At 45.5% G+C, this 14,599-nt stretch carries 13 protein-coding genes and 1 riboswitch; all 13 genes read right to left on the bottom strand.

The features are described 5' to 3' along the window. Positions 1-120 precede the first annotated feature (120 nt). The gene (locus G5B12_RS17810; RefSeq protein ID WP_255493927.1) at positions 121-255 is read right to left on the bottom strand and encodes a hypothetical protein; all 135 of its coding nucleotides are present in this window, start codon (positions 253-255) and stop codon (positions 121-123) included. A gap of 101 nt (positions 256-356) precedes the next feature. After that, positions 357-1,343 carry a diaminopimelate dehydrogenase gene (locus tag G5B12_RS09765; RefSeq protein WP_021977493.1) on the bottom strand — a complete coding sequence of 329 codons (987 nt, stop codon included), beginning with the start codon at positions 1,341-1,343 and terminating at the stop codon, positions 357-359. Between the two features lie 182 nt (positions 1,344-1,525). Further along, the gene (locus tag G5B12_RS09770) at positions 1,526-2,176 is read right to left on the bottom strand and encodes a J domain-containing protein (RefSeq protein WP_021977494.1); all 651 of its coding nucleotides are present in this window, start codon (positions 2,174-2,176) and stop codon (positions 1,526-1,528) included. After that, complete coding sequence (locus tag G5B12_RS09775) at positions 2,170-3,018, bottom strand: DUF5685 family protein (protein ID WP_021977495.1); 849 nt, start codon at positions 3,016-3,018, stop codon at positions 2,170-2,172. Before G5B12_RS09775 ends, G5B12_RS09770 begins: the two co-directional genes overlap by 7 nt. Position 3,019: 1 nt before the next feature. Further along, positions 3,020-3,433, bottom strand: a complete 414-nt coding sequence (locus G5B12_RS09780; RefSeq protein ID WP_021977496.1) for a hypothetical protein — start codon at positions 3,431-3,433, stop codon at positions 3,020-3,022. A 70-nt stretch (positions 3,434-3,503) separates the two neighbouring features. Next, positions 3,504-4,706: a class I SAM-dependent rRNA methyltransferase gene (locus G5B12_RS09785; RefSeq protein WP_021977497.1), complete on the bottom strand. Its 1,203-nt coding sequence runs from the start codon at positions 4,704-4,706 to the stop codon at positions 3,504-3,506. 222 nt (positions 4,707-4,928) lie between these two features. After that, positions 4,929-6,557: a DUF1002 domain-containing protein gene (locus G5B12_RS09790; protein ID WP_174088125.1), complete on the bottom strand. Its 1,629-nt coding sequence runs from the start codon at positions 6,555-6,557 to the stop codon at positions 4,929-4,931. A 205-nt stretch (positions 6,558-6,762) separates the two neighbouring features. Then, entirely contained in the window at positions 6,763-7,863 is a 1,101-nt protein-coding gene (locus G5B12_RS09795) for an ABC transporter ATP-binding protein (protein WP_174088126.1), read from the bottom strand. 3 nt (positions 7,864-7,866) lie between these two features. Further along, the gene (locus tag G5B12_RS09800) at positions 7,867-8,886 is read right to left on the bottom strand and encodes a FecCD family ABC transporter permease (RefSeq protein ID WP_118062692.1); all 1,020 of its coding nucleotides are present in this window, start codon (positions 8,884-8,886) and stop codon (positions 7,867-7,869) included. Positions 8,887-8,941: 55 nt separating this feature from the next. Next, the gene (locus G5B12_RS09805; protein ID WP_118062693.1) at positions 8,942-10,087 is read right to left on the bottom strand and encodes an ABC transporter substrate-binding protein; all 1,146 of its coding nucleotides are present in this window, start codon (positions 10,085-10,087) and stop codon (positions 8,942-8,944) included. After that, positions 10,084-11,097, bottom strand: coding sequence for a hypothetical protein (locus G5B12_RS09810; protein ID WP_174088127.1), 1,014 nt, complete (start codon positions 11,095-11,097; stop codon positions 10,084-10,086). Before G5B12_RS09810 ends, G5B12_RS09805 begins: the two co-directional genes overlap by 4 nt. A 121-nt stretch (positions 11,098-11,218) precedes the next feature. Beyond that, the gene (locus G5B12_RS09815; protein WP_021977503.1) at positions 11,219-12,523 is read right to left on the bottom strand and encodes a sirohydrochlorin cobaltochelatase; all 1,305 of its coding nucleotides are present in this window, start codon (positions 12,521-12,523) and stop codon (positions 11,219-11,221) included. Positions 12,524-12,679: 156 nt separating this feature from the next. After that, a riboswitch (cobalamin riboswitch) is annotated at positions 12,680-12,855 on the bottom strand. Positions 12,856-13,107: 252 nt separating this feature from the next. Further along, positions 13,108-14,487 carry an NAD(P)/FAD-dependent oxidoreductase gene (locus G5B12_RS09820; protein ID WP_118062696.1) on the bottom strand — a complete coding sequence of 460 codons (1,380 nt, stop codon included), beginning with the start codon at positions 14,485-14,487 and terminating at the stop codon, positions 13,108-13,110. Between the last annotated feature and the right edge of the window lie 112 nt (positions 14,488-14,599).

Consider the following 14,599-nt stretch of genomic DNA (forward strand, 5'->3'; position numbering starts at 1 on the left):
ACCCTCCTTTGATAGATAATTGATATTTACTATTTATGAAGTCCGGCTGATCGTTGTCTGCACTGCCCATCCTGTGAGCGGTAAATAAAACGTGCAATTCATTACAATTCTGTTACAAATTTACGTCCATATTATATACCATTCTTTATCTCCCGTCAACTCTTTCCCGTTTTTTCCCTCTCCAATCTCCTTTTCCGCACAGGAAAAATCCCGATTCCAGGATTCTTCTTCCTGTGCAGGCACCTTCATCAGCATAAAAAATCCCCGGATCATCAGGTATATGCGCTGAATATTCCGGGGATCTGATATTAATAAAAAATGTTACTTCCTGTAACAACTCTGTTACAGAGAATTTCCTACAGGAATTTTTTGCGAAGTTCTGCTCCGTCAAGTGCACTTAAATATGCCGGTGCAACATCAAATACAGTTTTGCATCCCTTCTGTCCTTCCTGGTTCATGCGATATGCAGCTCTTGCATAAGCAACGATAACGGAAGATGTGAACTCCGGATTGGAATCCAGTTTCAGGCTGTACTCGATCACATGGCTGTTCTCATCATTCCATCCTGTTTTTCCGCTGCGGATCACAAAACCACCATGTGGGATTCCGCTGTGGTCACGGTTAAGTTCTTCCTGGGAAATAAAGTGTACCGTTGTGTCATACTCATCAAAGTAGTTCGGCATAGTCTTGATCTCTTCTTCGATACGCGCAAGATCAGCACCTTCCTCAGCAACTACGAAGCACTCTCTTGTATGTTTCTGACGTGTGGTAAGCTCTGGATTTTCTCCGTTTCTTACTGCCTCAAGTGCTGCCTCTACAGGGATTGTGTACTGTTTTGCGTCTTTTACGCCTTTGATACGGCGGACTGCATCAGAGTGTCCCTGGCTGACACCTTTACCCCAGAATGTATAATCGTTTCCGTTTGTAAGGATGGCATTTGCGTACATACGGTTCAGTGAGAACATTCCCGGATCCCAGCCTACAGAGATGATTCCTACATGACCAGTTTCCGTTGCTGCCTTGTCAACATTTGCGAAATGCTCTGGAATTCTCTTATGTGTATCAAAGCTGTCCACAACATTGAAGTATTTCACATATTCCGGTGTCTGAACAGGAAGATCTGTAGCACTTCCTCCGCAGATGATCAGGACATCGATCTCATCTTTCAGCTTCTCTGCGTCGTTTACAGAATAAACTTTAGCAGTCTCTGTAAGGATCTTTACTGTTTCCGGGTCACGTCTGGTAAATACTGCAACCAGCTCTGTATCCGGATTGTGTTTGATCGCGCACTCTACACCGCGTCCAAGATTTCCATAACCTAAGATACCAATTCTTATACTCATAACGATTTCCTCCTCTTTTTCCCGGCAGATACATTGATGCAAAACATTCTGCTCCGCTGCACGCTCATGAGCGCAGCCACTTCGCGGTTTGCCTTACAAACATGTTCTGCCCTATCTATCGCAAAACGGATCTGCAGGATCCGCCTTACAAACATACTCAAAACGGATAGTTATCCTCCGCATCAGCAGCAGAAAATACCACCCGGCCAGCACATGGCACAGGCCATAGTCCGGCAGCAGGCATCACACATATCTCCACCTGCTGTCGGCATTCCTCCAAAAGGATCCTGTTGCTGCTGGTACCAGCCACCGCCGCCCTCCATTCTCTGAAGGATCATGCGGTACTGCACATTATCAGGCTCCTGTCGGACTGCTTCCCGGATCTGATCCAGAGCCGTCACATTATTGCCAAGTCCCATATTGGCCATGGCAGCCAGATAATACCACTCGCCATTTTTCTGGCCAAGAGAATTCAGGACATTCATAGCCTCCTGATAATGGCCGCTCTGCACATAATTGGAAGCAGCACGTCTTCGCATGCTCTCTTCATCCTGATAGGTACTGGAACCTGCACTTCCATAGCCGCCAAAACCGCCGTAATTTCCATAGCTGCCATACCCATTTCCCGAAGCACTTCCGCCATACTCCCGCTCTTTCATGATCTGTTCGTACGCCTGCTGTACTTCCTTGAATTTCTCTTCTGCCTGATCTTTATTCGGATTATTGATATTGGCATCCGGATGATATTTTCGGCTGAGCTTCCGGTATGCCTTCTTTATTTCATCATCAGATGCGTTTCTGGGAACTCCCAGCACACTGTATGGATCTAACATTTCTTTTCTTTCTCCCGTTCTTCCCTGCGTTTCTGTCCGATGGCTGTGAAGCGACACCAGACGCCGGAATATAAAATATTTCGAAGGATATCACCATATCGGATCACGGGCATTCTTTCAAATTCCCTGCAGCTTTCTGCCAGCATCATTGTAAGCATCCGGCGTATCTCTTCCTCGAACCCTTCCATCTTATATTTTTTAAGGAACGGATTGTAATTTCCGTTTTCTGCATCTTTTTCCACATCGTCATAAGCATCCAGGATATAAATAAACTTCCCGAGATAAAATCCCATCCGCCGCAGTGAAGATTCCCACACATCCTTACGGAACGCAAAGACCTCCTCCATGATCCTTCCGGAACACCCGGCAACACGGTCCACATCGGTTTCTCCCTGTTTTTCCAGACTGGAAAGTTCCATAAGAGCTTCCTTTATCCTGCGGATCTTCTCCGGATAATGAGCCATATGTTTCTCTCCGCCGGTCTTAAGAAGTCTGGCGTATGCGTAACGCAAAGGTTTATGCTCATCCTGCCAGTCATCCATGCATTTATAATATGAAAGGATCACATTCATATCCGCACAGTATTCCGTAATTGCATTCCGGCGCACAGGCTGTGGTTTCAGAGGATGGACCGCACACCTTGAAGTTCCCTTCTGTGTAGGTGGTTCATATACTCCACTCAGCAGAAGGACCACAAAGGTCATATCATAAGTCAGTGAGATCTGTCCTGGTATGCCATATCTTTCCCTCAGTTCTCTGCAAAGTCCGCAGTAAAAAGAACGGTACATATCAAAATCTTTAAATTTGATCTCCGGTTTATTAACTGTCACATATCCGAACATTTCAGCTCCTCTTTACGAATTTCGTGTGGCATTTCGGACATTCGATCTCTATCTTGCCTTTCCCCCTGGGAATACGGACCTTCTGTCCACAGCCCGGGCAACTGTAAATATGGTGCGTTTTTCTTTGTTTCATCAGATTTTTTTCTTTATTGAAACGAAGCCGGAACTTCGATGTCATCTGAAGATATTTCTGGTTCTCCGCATAACGCTGCTGAATATTTCTGGAAAAAATACGAAAATACGCATACACGATCGCCGCAATTCCCAAAAAATCAAAAATACTGCCCAGATTTCTGTTGAACATGGTGATAAACATAGTCAGAATGATCAGCACCAGTGCGGCTCCCATGGTAAACCTGGAAAGTTCATCCACTCCGTAGCGTCCCTGCATAAACTTGTTAAATTTGTCTCTCATAGAATCTGCATCTCCTTTTTACTGCCGGTATTACTGTTTCCGCCTCTTCAAAAAGAATGCGCCGAAGCTGTTACCGGTCATTACATACCTGGAAAATGTAGAATTTAAGATAATAGGACTCATCTGCCGACCAGAGGATCGGATGATCCGGTGCCTGTGTACGATACTCTACCTGGCGAAGTCTCTTGTGTACATTCTTCGCAGCCTGACCGATCGTCTGTGTAAACAGCTCATAGGTCATGAAGTGAGAGCAGGAACAGGTTGCAAGAAAACCGCCATCTTTTACAAGACGCATAGCTCTTAAGTTGATCTCACGATAACCTTTTACCGCATTTTTTACGGAACTTCTGGATTTCGTAAATGCCGGAGGATCCAGGATCACCACATCAAATTTCTCTCCCTTCTCCTCAAGTTCCGGGAGAAGTTCAAATACATCTTCACAGAGAAACTTCACAGTTCCGTCCAGTCCGTTAAGTTCTGCATTGCGTCTTGCCTGATTTACCGCAGTTTCAGATGCATCCACACCCAGAACACTCTGTGCTCCTGCAATTCCCGCATTCAGTGCAAATGATCCGGTATGTGTAAAGCAGTCCAGCACTTTCGCATTTTTGCAAAGTCGCTGGATTGCCAGACGGTTGTATTTCTGATCCAGGAAAAATCCGGTCTTCTGTCCGTCCTTGATGTCCACTTCATATTTTACACCATTCTCTTCAATCTGAACGATCGTCGGAAATTCTTCTCCGATAAATCCCTTGGTAAGTTCCATTCCTTCCTGGCGGCGGACCTTTGCATCACTTCTCTCATAGACACCCCGGATCTGGATCCCGTCCTCTGCAAGAATATCCTTCAGCGCCTCAATGATCGTTCCCTTAAGGCGGTCGATCCCAAGTGCCAGAGACTGTACTACCAGCACGTCAGAAAACTTATCCACAACAAGGCCAGGAAGAAAATCTGCCTCCCCGAAGATCACGCGGCAGCTTCCGGTGTCTACGACTTTTTTGCGGTATTCCCAGGCATCACGGACACGTTGCCTCAAAAAGTCCTCATTGATCTCTCTGTGCTCATCTCTGGTGAGCATACGCACAGCAATCTTGGAATTGGTGTTGATAAACCCTCTTCCCATCGGATAACCGTCAAAATCGTGGACCAGCACAATATCTCCGTTCACGAAGCTTCCCATGATCGTTGCGATCTCATTATCATATACCCAGAGGCCTCCTGATTTCAGGAATCTGCCTTCGCCTTTTTTCAATGTTACTACTGCCAGGCTCATAAATTCTACCTTTTCCCTTTCTCATTTCCCTGTAACGGTTTCCAGTGTATGAATTCCATAAAACCGATTTATGGTCAATTTTAGCACAGAAGAAAATATTTTTCCAGTGCTTCCCCAAATCCTTCATATAAAACACACAAAAAGCCGCCGCAGAAACTGAAATTCCAGTCTCTGCGGCGGCAGGCTTTATTTCCTGATCATGGAAACTGTTCAAAAATCTCTTTACTGTGCTGACTCTTCCTCAGAAGTATCGGTATTCTCACCGTAAAGTCCTGCAAGATATTTCATCGTCTCCTTATAAAGAGTCTGTTTATCTTCTTCTGTTACATCTGCAAGAAGAGCAGCAGCCTCATCTGTAGTATCTGAATTTTCTTCCGTGATCTCAATTCCAAAAAGTTTCTTGAGGTTCTGATCCATCATGTTCAGCTCCGGTGTGAGATATGTCTCAGTTCCGTCTGCCACATAAGATCCTGTACCGTCTTTCAGGATATCATAATACTGCTTCTCAACAGTCTCGGCAACGCTCTTCGCTGTCTGCTGGTCCAGAGTTACTGTTGCCACAGCTTCCGTATTCTCAGTTGCTGCCAGAAGGGCATCCGCATCACCTTCATACTCTCCTTTTACAAAGAGTTCAAACTTGTCGTAGTATGTCTTATTCTCTTCGCTGAGTACGGAAGTGTCAATCTGGGAAGCATCCGCTTCTGCACCTGAAGTCTCTGACTGATCAGAGGACTCCTCAGAAGAATCCGTATTCTCCTCTGTTGCCTCCGGGATTCCCGTTTCATCTGCTGAAGTTCCCTCTGCTGTATCCTCTGTGGAATCTTCCTCTGTGTAAGTTCCGTCCTCGGTCGCATCCGGGATTTCTGTCTCACTGCTATCTGCAGAATCCTCCGCCGGCGCTTCTTCCTGATCGTTCTCCTCTGTGGAGCTTTCGATCACATTATCTCCCAGCACATCGGAATTTACGTTATTCATAATATCGTCATCATCTTCGGTACTCTGATCCACGTCTACGGTATCATCCGGGTTCTCTTCATCCATGGAATCCCCTGTCTCTGCCGCAGAAGTTGTACTTGCGCCTGTTGTATTGGCATCTACCTGTTCCAGTGTCTGTTTCACGTCATCATAGTTATAACCCTGCTGAGCGATCTGCTGAAGCAGAGAAACAATTTTATCAATGTCAGCCTGGCTTACTGAAATATTATTCTGGTTCGCCACATTGATAACAATATTCTGGATCTCATCCGCATTCTGCACATCGTTCTGGATCACGTCCATCTTGGACTGGTTCACTACTGTTGTCGCCTGGTCTTTACCAACCTTATCCGCAAGCTCTCCGGTTGTCACGATCTCCTGGTTGGCAAGTTTGGTCTTGGTCGCATCCAGTTTCTCTCCACTGGCTTTCTCATAGGCCATCTGAATACCTGTCAGTGCACCGGTTCCGGATACTTCCATCGGGCATGCGGCAATGACTTCACAGTTCTTGACACCGGATGTGGAAAGAGAAGTGGCGATCATATTACCGGTTACCCAGTTAAGGTTGGCAGTACGGACTTTAATTCCGCCGGACTGGGTTGGTTTTACATAAGCACAGCTTAATGTATGGGAACCGATCTGCTCCTGTGGTGCAATATTATCCAGATGATTGTGCTCATCCTGGTTGGTAACAGTTAAAATCTGAACCTGATCTGCACTTACATTAAAATATTTCATCATTGTCTGCTTCTGGGCATCGGAAAGATCTGCTCCAAGTGTTACAACCTTGGTTGCATCCGCAAATACAGGATTTACGCTTCCTGCCACAAGGCATGCGCTGCAAAGCAGGGCTGCGATCATATTTCTTTTTTTCATTGAACTTTCCCTCCTGATATATTTCTTATAAATTGGCTGTATCTGTTTACATTTTTACAGTGTAAAGCGAACATTCACCTTCTGCTTTACCATGTGTTCATGAACATGACCGTTTCATGATTTGTCGTTCATATTATATCACAGATACGATCATATTTGTAATTTATATTATATGAAAAAGCCGCTTTTGACAGCGGCTTTCTGTTTAGATCTGTTTTAATTTTCCGGATTTTTCTGCTTTTTTAAATAATTCCAGATTTTTTTTATTCATGGTCCCGAAATCTTTCAGCGGGCAGTAAACTTCTCTGCATTTTTCCATGATTTCCAATGCTCCCTGAAAAGACTCCTGGGAAATGCATTCAAATGGTTTCTCCGTGATCACTCTGGCGGCCAGTTCTTTTGCCACCTGATAATCTGCGTCGTTGGTATGGAGAACTCCCGTTGCAAAAGGAATTCCCTGGCGTTGCAGTTTCCGGTACACCGGAATTCCGCTTCCGTTTCCACCGATCACAAACACCCGAGGTTCTCCTGCCGGCGGTTCCATTTCCACGCAGCCAAATTCCGCGTTATAACTTCCCCGGGTAATTCCATAAAGCTTTCGAATATAATCAGAGGTAAAAATCTCCTCCGGTGCACCGTATTTTTCGATGTGATCTCCGTGAACACAGATTACCTGGTCAGAAATTTTCTGTGCAAGATCCAGCTCATGAAGGGACATGATCACAGTCATCTGTTTTTCCAGCACCATTTTTTTCAGAATGGCAAGCAGTTCCAGTTTATGACGGATATCCAGAAAAGATGTCGGTTCATCCAGAATGATGATCTCCGGTTCCTGGCAGATGGCACGTGCCAGAAGAATACGCTGACGCTGTCCGTCACTGATAGCTGTGAAATCCCGGTCTTTCAGATTCCAGGCATGAACCATCTCCATGGCATTTTTCACTTTTTTCTTATCCTCCGGGGAAAGGATTCCCAGAGTTCCGGTATACGGATAACGTCCGGTGGATACCACATCTTCACAGGTCATAAGTTCCGGACGCATGCGCTCAGTAAGCACTACAGCCAGCTTCCTGGAAACTTCTTTGTTTGTCATGCGGCTCATCTGTTCCTGTTCCAGATATACGGTTCCACTGATCAGGGAAAGCTGTCTTGTGATACTCTTCAGGATTGTGGATTTTCCGGCGCCGTTGGGACCGATCAGTGTGAGGATTTCTCCTTTATTCAGCTGAATATTGATCTCTTTGATCAGCGGTTTTCCGTCATACCCTACGGTCAGCTGATCCGTATAAAAAAAATATGATTTCATGGTTTATATCCTCTGCTGTCTGCGAATCATGATATAGATAACTACCGGTGCTCCGAAAACTGCCGTCACAGAACTGATGCTCAGCTCCGTCGGCGCAAATACGGTTCTTGCGATCAGGTCACAGAACAGACAGAACACCGCACCGCCCAGGAAACAGGCCGGGATCACAAGCAGCGGCTTTGCAGTCTTTAAGAGACTTTTTGCAATATGGGGCACGGCGATTCCCACAAAGGAGATCGGGCCTGCAAATGCGGTCACACAGGCGGAAAGAATACTGGAAAGCAGGATCAGAAGGATCCGGAACACTTTGATATTGACTCCCATATTCTGTGCGTAAGTCTCGCCCAGCTGATAGGCGCTGATGGGTTTTGACATAAAAAATACAATCACCATAGTAAGAAATACCACCACAGCCATAGTCCGTACATTGCCCCAGGTCATGCCGGAAAAACTTCCCAGTGACCAGTTGTGGAGATTCACGATGTTGGAATCATCCGCAAACGTCACCACAAAGTCCGTGATGGCCGAGCAGATATAACCGATCATAACACCACTGATGACCAGCATGGACATGTTGTGGACTTTTTTTGCCACAAGAAGCACAAAGCCCATGGAGATCATGGAACCGGCAAAAGCAGCTAGGATCATGGCTCCGGAACCGATGGATACCGATCTGCTCAAAAGAAAGATCATCAGAAAAGCCACAATCAGCTTGGCTCCGGAAGAAATTCCCAGCACGAAAGGTCCCGCGATAGGGTTATTAAAAAAGGTCTGAAGCAGAAATCCGGAAACGGAAAGTGCTCCGCCGAGGATGATAACTGCCAGAATTCTTGGAAGACGGATCTCCCAGACAATATTATAAGAAGTTTCATCTCCCTGATGCCGGAATATGATATTCAGGATCTCCTGCACAGAGAGGTGGATACTTCCGGAATTTACATTCCATATAAATAAAAAGATCAAAAGTACCGCAAGGATCACAAAAGAGATCCCATATCGGACCGCGCGTTTTCTGTCATTCATTTTTTCTGGTACACTCCTCTTCTGTGGTGTAATTCGTGTAAAGCCGTATTTTCGTTTATTTCAGTTTGTGCATGTAAGTCAGGTTATCTAGGGAATCATCATCCGTGGTCAGCATGGTATGGATATCCTCGATCATGGTTCCAAGTCCTGTGGTCTCCTGGAAAAGGTTTTTGCCTGTGCACCAGACATTTCCGTTCTTCACTGCCTTGAAATCCGCAAGGAGCTCGCTTTTGGAAAGAAGTTCATCGATGGTCTGAAGCTCTCCGTCAATGGTACTGTTGTAGATGATATAATCCGCATCTTTTGCCTTGGCATAGAATTCTTCCATCTGCATGTTCATGGTGGAAAGGGCATTGTCACTCTCTCCCGTATCTTCCGGAACGTAATTTCCACCTGCAAGGGAGATCATCTCTGAAACATAGTCGCCGCTTTTTCTTACATTTACCGCGCCTACGGAGTTGATATAAAAGAACGCTACGGTCTTATCTGTTTTATCTGCTGTAAGCACATTATCCAGTTTGTCTGTCTGCTCTTTGAAAACTTTTTCTGCCACATCTTCTTTTCCAAGAAGGACTGCATAAAGTTTCATCCACTCAGTTCTTCCAAGGGGATGGCTTTCATAGCTGGAACGTTCCACCATTACAGGGATCCCGAACTGTTCCAGTTTCTCCTGGACTTCCGGATTGTGATGGATCATGGTGGATTCAATGGCAAGGTCACAGCCTTCGTTCAGAATCAGCTCATAATCCGGCGCACTGTACTTGCCGGCATAGATCATCTTTTTCTGCTCCATGGCGTCTTTGGCTTCCTGGATATACCATCCATCTTCCTTGGTTCCGGAAAGTTTGATACTGTCGATCCCGTCAATGGCCCGGAAAAGATCCATGGCTGAGGTTGCCACCAGATAAATATTGTTTAACGGCTGTTTTAGGACCGCAATATCAGAGTCCAGTCCCTCCGGCGCTTCTTTTCCCTCGGGAACCACAAGAAACTGCCCTTCCTGATCGATAGTGATCAGTGTATAGCCATCGTTGTAGTAATCCACATTGAATTCCTTTGCATAGGAAAGTTCCATGCTGTGATCAAAAGTAAGACCCGGAATATCCGCAGGCTTATGTTCTGTCTCTGCGGCCTGCACGGCAAACGCGCAGCCCAGCACAAGCGTCAATGTCAGAAATATGTATGAAATTATTTTTTTCATTTTTCTTCCTTTTTCATGCTTGAAGAATCAAAGTTCAAGGTGTAGTCGATCTCGTGAGGAGTACTCATGGCTACAGTATCTGCAGTCACTTCCATCTCTGTGTCAAAAACAGTCACCGGAATCTCAAATGTGGAATTTCCGTCTTTGTTCACCGGCTCATATTTTTCGCCATCCACGATCATGTAATCGTAATTCGGGCTGCTCCAGATGATGATTGCTGTAGCTTCTTTGTCTTTGATCTCTACTTTGGCCGGAGATTCTACCGTTGCTCTTCCGGTTCCGCCTGTGAGGGTTACATCGAACTCATAAGTTCCGTCTTCCAGTTTCAGATCTTCCAGCTTTTTTCCCTCAGATTTCTTGTCATCGGAAGTTTTCTCATCTTTGGAAGCATCTGCTTTTTCTGCAGTCTCCTTGTCGGAGGAGTCTTCTTTTTTGTCTGTATCATCAGTTGTTTCTTCCACATCACCTGTCTTTACAGGATCTTTGACGCTGACTTTATGGTCATACCATTTACCTTTTTCTCCCAGAAGTGCCACATCAAATTCCTCATCAATGGCAGGTACCGGGATATCAAACCCGTAAACTTCCTCTGTATAACCGTCGCTGTATTTTACTGTATCTGTGGTAGGTTCAATGATCTCGGCGCCATCCTTCTGTGCATCTTCTGCAGTTCCTGCAAACAGATTTACGATCTTCTTGGAAACCAGGCTTACATGGATGGTCATCTTGCCATCTTTGACCGTAAGCTCTCCTTTTTCGTCATTGGCCTCATTTACATGGAACATACTGCTGTCTGTGTCAAACTCTGCTGTATAAACACCATCTTCCAGGGTATCTGTCTTGGCTGCGTCTGCCTCTTTCTCATTGGAAGCTTCTGCATCCTCTTTGGAATCGTTTTGGGCAGATTCGGTTTTTGCGGAATCTGTTGCAGCCATTGCAGGCACAGAGCCAAGGGCCATGGCTGATGCACTTACCATTGCAAGGATTAAGTTTACATAACGTTTTTTCATAATAATCTTCTCCCTTCCATAGATACAGCAATCTGCCCGGAAGACAGTCTTCCTGATCTTTCCGGGCAGTTACATGGATTTCTTATAGGTATCTGAGCTCACTCAGATCGTTTCATATTTATTATTCTGCGGAATCCTCAGCGGAATCAGCCTCTGTATCTGCTGCTGCGTCAGAATCTGCGGACTCATCTGTGCTTCCGATGGAGTCGATAGCTGCTTTTGTATGATCTACATAAAGCTGCTCAACAGCCTCGATACGTCCAAGACCTGCGATCTGTGTATCAACATTCTCGAAGTTTCCGGATGCTACAAACTGGCTCTTCCAGGAATCCTCATCATCACCGGCCATATCGTTGTTTGCATGGTCTCCGGCAACAACCATCAGCGGACGAAGAACAACGTTCTTGTATCCTGCCTCTTTTACCTTCTCGATAACCTTGTCGCAGGCTGTATCTTCCGGTTTACCCTCTACAGTACCGATGAATGCGTTCTTGAATCCAAGGTTTTCCATCTGTGTCTGCATCTGATCGTATGTAATGTTAGCTGTATGAGATGTTCCATGTCCCATGAATACGAATGCTGTGCCAGCCTCAGCTGCTGCATCCATGCTGTCAAATCCGGCTTCTTTGCAAGCCTCATCTGTGATTGCCTGAGCAACGGCTTTCTTGTCATCGTTGATCACGGTTGCATCGTCTCCAACCTCACCGAGCATTGGCTCTGCGATAGCTACAGACTCGAATTTATCTTTATAGCCATTGATCGCTTCTGTCATCTCATCGTACTCAGCACCATGCATCAGATGAGTAGGCTGTACAACCAGATTCTTAACACCATTCTCTACTGCACGGTCAAGAGCCTGCTGCATGTTATCGATCACTTCATCATCTCTTGCCTCTACATGGTTGATGATGATCTGTGCTGTAAATGCTCTTCTTACAGACCAGTCCGGATAAGCTTCTGCAAGAGCATCCTCGATTCCTTTGACATCCTCTGCACGGCTGTCATTGAAGGAAGTACCAAAGCTTACTACCAGAAGCTCGTTCTCACCGATCTCATCCTGGTTACGTGGATCGTCTTTGGAAGCGTCTCCTGTGTCACGTCCGAAGTAATCCGGATCAGCGTTCTCGCCCTCTACCAGTTCTTTCTGAGCGTCTGTCAGAGCATCCCATGCTTCTTTGGCTGCCTTGCAGTCCTCATCTGTTGTGTCAGTTCTCTCCTGAACATAGATCTTGTCGATCAGAGCTGCTACATTGTCAGCTGCTTTCTGGTCTTCATCAGAAGCCTCTGTGGTATCAGCTGCCTCAGTACTCTCATCTGCGCTCTCTTCTGTAGCGGAATCATCTGCTGCCATTGCTGTTGTAGCTGCACCCATAGAGCATGTCATGGAAACTGCGAGCATCAGAGCTAACATTGTTTTTCTTTTCATTTCTTATCGTCCTCTTTTCATGTATTTCCAGAATACTGATATGTACAAAAAAACGGCTGCTTTCTGCGGCCGCCTGCTCACACACGATTCTCTCGCAATACACATAAAAAGAAGTTCTGTATTGTTATTGAGAATACAGATTCGTAGACCGCGAATCCTGGATCTCACAATAAGGCAGTTCTCCTGACTTGGTTCCACACTGCTTTCCCTTCCCGGTTTCCCAGTGGTATTTAAAAACAGCTCCCCGTTCACAGTGACGGTATCGTTCCGGATTCTCACCGGATTCTCTTTTGCACATCCGACTGGACGCAACCTTATTGCCATAACATTTGTACATATTCGATTTTACCTGGTTACTTATTTTTTTACCACAAAATCACAAAATTGTCAAGATTGCTGTCGGACGAATCATGGTGCTTCCCCTGCATCTGTCAGTTATTTTCAACATACTCCTTTCAATATTCATGCACATTATGCATGGTTTTATATGATTTATGTTTTTTATTTATGGTACAGTGATTTCCTACAACATAAAAGCAGCCCCTTTCCGCCATCACTGTGACAGCAGAAAAGGGCCGCTCATATTATTTACTGAAGTACTCCTGCTCAAGGTATCTGGCTACATAGATACCGCTGGCGGATGCATGGGAAAGAGAATGTGTCACACCGCTGCAGTCTCCGATAACAAAGAGACCTTTGTGGCAGGTTTCCAGATTCTCATCGATCTCAACTTCCATGTTGTAGAATTTAACCTCAACACCATAAAGCAGAGTATCGTCATCTGCTGTTCCAGGTGCGATCTTATCCAGAGCATAGATCATCTCGATGATTCCATCCAGGATACGCTTCGGCATAACAAGGCTTAAGTCTCCCGGTGTTGCGGAAAGAGTCGGTGTTACGAAGCTCTCCTCAATACGTGCTTTTGTGCTTCGTCTTCCACGGATCAGATCTCCGAAACGCTGTACCATAACACCACCGCCAAGCATGTTGGAAAGTCTTGCGATGCTCTCACCATATCCGTTGCTGTCATGGAACGGCTCTGAGAAATGTTTGGATACCAGAAGCGCAAAGTTTGTATTGTTAGTGTGTTTTGCAGGATCTTCATAGCTGTGGCCGTTTACTGTGATGATTCCATTGGTGTTCTCATTAACCACAACACCTCTCGGGTTCATACAGAAAGTACGGACCATATCCTCAAACTTCTCGGTTCTGTAAACGATCTTGCTCTCGTAAAGCTCATCGGTCAGACGGCTGAACACCTCTGCCGGAAGCTCCACACGGACACCGATATCCACACGGTTGGAAAGTGTGGGGATCTTAAGATCTGTACATACAGTCTCCATCCATTTACTTCCGCTTCGTCCCGCGGAGATGATGCAGTAAGTTCCCTCGTAACGCTCATCACCTACAACAACTGCATAGCCGTCTTCTGTTTTCTCCACTTTGTCAACGGACGCGTCAAAATAGAAATCTACATGGGCTTTCATCTTTTCATAGAGATTCTGAAGTACTACATAGTTGATATCCGTTCCCAGGTGGCGGACAGATGCATCCAGAAGATGCAGGCCGTTCTGAAGACAGAGCTTACGGATCTCACTGTTTGTGGTGGAATAAAGCTTGGTTCCCTCTCCACCATGCATCAGATTCAGTTTATCTACATATTCCATCAGTTCTGTGGCTGTATCCTTGCCAATATGCTGATACAGCGTTCCGCCAAACTGATTGGTGATATTATATTTTCCATCGGAGAAAGCGCCTGCACCGCCAAATCCTTTCATGATCGCACATGTTTTACAGTGGATACAAGATTTTACTTTCTTTCCGTCAATAGGACATTTTCTTTTTTCCAGAGGATGGCCGGCTTCAAAAACCGCGATCTTTTTCTCCGGATCATTATTCATCAGCTCATAGGCTGCAAAGATTCCTCCAGGACCTGCTCCTACGATCAGTACGTCATATTTCATAAATAAAAACTCCTTATCTTGTGTTGCCTGTTTTCAATGTTTCGTTTTCGCACAAACCCTGACTATTCTACAACAAGTGTGTACAAAAGTCACCTGTTTTTTTCGGTTTTTG

It is taken from the genome of Blautia sp. MSK.20.85, from assembly GCF_013317245.1.
Taxonomy (GTDB): Bacteria; Bacillota; Clostridia; order Lachnospirales; family Lachnospiraceae; genus Blautia_A.

Bases quoted from the DNA above. Each gene is read 5' to 3' on its own strand.
- G5B12_RS17810 (WP_255493927.1), bottom strand. From the start codon at position 255: ATGCTGATGAAGGTGCCTGCACAGGAAGAAGAATCCTGGAATCGGGAT.
- G5B12_RS09765 (WP_021977493.1), bottom strand. From the start codon at position 1,343: ATGAGTATAAGAATTGGTATCTTAGGTTATGGAAATCTTGGACGCGGT.
- G5B12_RS09770 (WP_021977494.1), bottom strand. From the start codon at position 2,176: ATGTTAGATCCATACAGTGTGCTGGGAGTTCCCAGAAACGCATCTGAT.
- G5B12_RS09775 (WP_021977495.1), bottom strand. From the start codon at position 3,018: ATGTTCGGATATGTGACAGTTAATAAACCGGAGATCAAATTTAAAGAT.
- G5B12_RS09780 (WP_021977496.1), bottom strand. From the start codon at position 3,433: ATGAGAGACAAATTTAACAAGTTTATGCAGGGACGCTACGGAGTGGAT.
- G5B12_RS09785 (WP_021977497.1), bottom strand. From the start codon at position 4,706: ATGAGCCTGGCAGTAGTAACATTGAAAAAAGGCGAAGGCAGATTCCTG.
- G5B12_RS09790 (WP_174088125.1), bottom strand. From the start codon at position 6,557: ATGAAAAAAAGAAATATGATCGCAGCCCTGCTTTGCAGCGCATGCCTT.
- G5B12_RS09795 (WP_174088126.1), bottom strand. From the start codon at position 7,863: ATGAAATCATATTTTTTTTATACGGATCAGCTGACCGTAGGGTATGAC.
- G5B12_RS09800 (WP_118062692.1), bottom strand. From the start codon at position 8,886: ATGAATGACAGAAAACGCGCGGTCCGATATGGGATCTCTTTTGTGATC.
- G5B12_RS09805 (WP_118062693.1), bottom strand. From the start codon at position 10,087: ATGAAAAAAATAATTTCATACATATTTCTGACATTGACGCTTGTGCTG.
- G5B12_RS09810 (WP_174088127.1), bottom strand. From the start codon at position 11,097: ATGAAAAAACGTTATGTAAACTTAATCCTTGCAATGGTAAGTGCATCA.
- G5B12_RS09815 (WP_021977503.1), bottom strand. From the start codon at position 12,523: ATGAAAAGAAAAACAATGTTAGCTCTGATGCTCGCAGTTTCCATGACA.
- G5B12_RS09820 (WP_118062696.1), bottom strand. From the start codon at position 14,487: ATGAAATATGACGTACTGATCGTAGGAGCAGGTCCTGGAGGAATCTTT.